This is a genomic window from Streptomyces sp. WAC05292 (genome assembly GCF_003949955.1).
Classification (GTDB): domain Bacteria; phylum Actinomycetota; class Actinomycetes; order Streptomycetales; family Streptomycetaceae; genus Streptomyces; species Streptomyces globosus.
Window position 1 is genome coordinate 1 of record NZ_RPSE01000574.1, and the last position, 2,901, is coordinate 2,901.

Below are 2,901 nucleotides of genomic sequence, written 5' to 3' on the forward strand. Positions count from 1 at the left end.
GCACCACCCCTCCGTGTGCGCGACCCCGCGGAGGCCATCCGCGCCGCCCCCGCCGGGACCCGCTGGATCTGGCGGTCCACGGCGGCCGTGTACCCCCGCCTCCTCGCCGCCGGCATCCGCGTCGACCGCTGCTACGACATCGAGGTCGCCGAGCTGCTTCTCCTCGGCCACGAGGGCCGCTCCGGCGAGCCCCGTTCGGCCGCGGCCGCCTGGGCCCGCCTCACGGGTGGGCCCGTACCGCCCGATCCTCCGGCGCGCGCGGCAGCGCCCGGCGCGCAGGACTCCCTGTTCGATCCACAGCCCGCGCCCCTTCCCCTCGATGCGCTGCTCGCCGTCTACGAGGACCAGGCCCGCCGGCACGACGCCGCCGCCCACCCGGACCGCATGCGCCTGCTGACGGCCGCGGAGTCGGCGGCGTTCCTGATCGCGGCGGAGATGCACCGCGCCGGCATGCCGTGGCGGGCGGACACCCACCGCGCCCTGCTCACGGACCTGCTGGGCGAGCGCTACGCCGGCGGCGGGGAGCCCCGCCGCCTGGCCGAGCTGGCGGACGAGGTGTCCGCGGCGTTCGGCCGCCGTGTCCGGCCGGACCTGCCGGCGGACGTCACGAAGGCCTTCGCCCAGGCGGGCATCCGCCTGGCCTCCACCCGCCGGTGGGAGATCGAGGGCCTGGACCATCCGGCCGTCGCGCCGCTCCTCGCGTACAAGAAGCTGTACCGGATCTACACCGCGCACGGCTGGGCCTGGCTCCAGGACTGGGTCCGGGACGGCCGCTTCCGCCCCGAGTTCGTCCCCGGCGGCACACTGACCGGCCGCTGGGTCACCAACGGCGGCGGCGCCCTGCAGATCCCCAAGGTCATCCGCCGGGCGGTCGTCGCGGACCCCGGCTGGCGCCTGGTCGTCGCGGACGCCGACCAGCTGGAGCCGCGGGTGCTCGCCGCGATCTCCCGTGATCCGGCGTTCATGGCGGTGGCGGGCCGCACGGAGGACCTGTACACGGCCGTCTCCCGCCAGGGCTTCTCCGGCGACCGGGAGATGGCGAAGATCGCCGTACTGGGCGCCGTGTACGGGCAGACGTCCGGCGACGGTCTGAAGAACCTGGCCGCGCTGCGCCGCCGCTTCCCGCAGGCGGTCGCGTACGTGGACGAGGCGGCGCGGGCCGGCGAGGAGGGCCGTCTCGTACGGACCTGGCTGGGCCGCACCTGCCCGCCTCCCGCCCGCTCCGGCTCGGCCGCCGACGACCCGTACGGCGAGGCGGGCATCCCGCAGGAGCCGGACGCCCCTCCCGCCGACGGGGCCCGCACCGACCAGAACGACGCCTGGACTCCGAGCTACGCCTCGACGAACACCCGCGCCCGCGGCCGCTTCACCCGCAACTTCGTGGTGCAGGGCAGCGCCGCCGACTGGGCGCTGCTGATGCTGGCGGCGCTGCGGCAGTCGATCGCGGCCGCGGGGATGCGGGCGGAGCTGGTGTTCTTCCAGCACGACGAGGTGATAGTCCACTGCCCGGCCGAGGAGGCGGAGGCGGTCGCGAAGGCGATCCGCGCGGCCGGCGACCGCGCCGCCCGCATCGCGTTCGGCGACACCCCGGTCCGCTTCCCGTTCACCACGGCGGTCGTGGAGTGCTATGCGGACGCCAAGTGAGGGTCACTTCCCGGCGGCGGGCTGAGCGGGCAGCGAGAAGACGTTGTCGGGGGACACGATCTTCGTGATGGCCTGGCCGAACAGCGTGCTCGGCTCCTCCCCTTCGGCGGAGATGTCGGTGTTGAGCAGCACGACCAGCGTCGCCTGCGCCTCCGGCAGGTACAGGGTCAGCGACTGGTAGCCCGGCAGGGACCCGTTGTGCCCGACCCACCCGTGGTCGAGGAAGATCCCCAGCCCGTACCCCGTCCCGGGCAGCGCCGGATCGACCTCAAGCCGCTCCTTCTGCGTCTCCGGCTCCAGCAGCGTGCCGGTGGCGACGACGCGGGCCCACGTCCGCAGGTCGGCGAGGTCGGAATACATCGCTCCGGCCGCCCACCCCCACGAGGGGTTCCAGTCGGCGGTGTCCTCGACCTTCCCACTGGCGGTCTGGTCGGTGTAGCCCTGCGCGTGCGGCGTCGGCCACGCGGCACCGGGCGGCAGCGCGGTCCGCTTCAACCCGGCCGGCTTGACGACCTCGTCGGCGAGGAAGTCGCCCAGCCCCCTGCCGCTCACCTTCTCGATGACGAGCCCGAGCAGGATCAGATTGGTGTTGCAGTAGTCGAACTTGGCGCCCGGCTCGAAGAGCACCGGATGCTTGAACGAGTACGCGAGCAGCTGCTGCGGCGTGAACGGCCGCTGCGGGTCGCTGGTCAGCGCCTTGAAGAACCCCTCGTCCTCGGAGTAGTTGAACAGCCCGCTCCGCATCCCCGCGAGCTGCCGCAGCGTGATCCGATCCCCGTTGGGGACCCCTGCGACGTACTTCCCGATGGGATCGTCGAGCCCGACCTTCCCGTCGTCGACGAGCCGCAGCAGCCCGGTGACCGTGAACGTCTTGGTCTCGCTGCCGATACGCATGTACAGACCGGTGTCCATGGGCGCCCCGGTCGCCTTGTCGGCGACTCCGAATGTACGGATGTACTCGCCCTTGCCGGGCGCGGACACGGCCACCATCACCCCGGGTACCCGGGCGTCGACCATGACCTTCCGCACGGCATCGTCCAACTGCCGCGCCACAGCGGGCGTGATCCGGACGACGTCCCCGTCATCCCGCGCGGGCGCCGCAACGCGAGTCGGCCCTCCCGCCTCAAGGGCATGGGCCGGTGCCCCGCCGAGCGGCACCGCCACGAGCCCCGCCGCAACCGCCCCGACCGCCGCCCTGCGCCACCGTGCCACCATCCCGGCCTCCCGAAATAGAGCCCCTTCCAAGCTAGCCCCGCC

2 protein-coding genes are annotated in these 2,901 nt (G+C 73.7%); one reads left to right on the plus strand and one right to left on the minus strand.

What is annotated here, in order from left to right; translation table 11 throughout:
• The coding region (locus tag EF903_RS31150) for a bifunctional 3'-5' exonuclease/DNA polymerase (RefSeq protein ID WP_399422090.1) at positions 1 to 1,644 on the plus strand (1,644 nt) is incomplete at its 5' end.
• A 3-nt stretch (positions 1,645 to 1,647) separates the two neighbouring features.
• On the opposite strand, the gene EF903_RS31155 is transcribed toward EF903_RS31150, so the two are convergent.
• The gene (locus EF903_RS31155; protein WP_125548328.1) at positions 1,648 to 2,859 is read right to left on the minus strand and encodes a serine hydrolase; all 1,212 of its coding nucleotides are present in this window, start codon (positions 2,857 to 2,859) and stop codon (positions 1,648 to 1,650) included.
• Positions 2,860 to 2,901: the final 42 nt, after the last annotated feature.

Coding starts and splice junctions, on each gene's coding strand:
- EF903_RS31155 (WP_125548328.1), bottom strand. CDS start 2,859: ATGGTGGCACGGTGGCGCAGGGCGGCGGTCGGGGCGGTTGCGGCGGGG.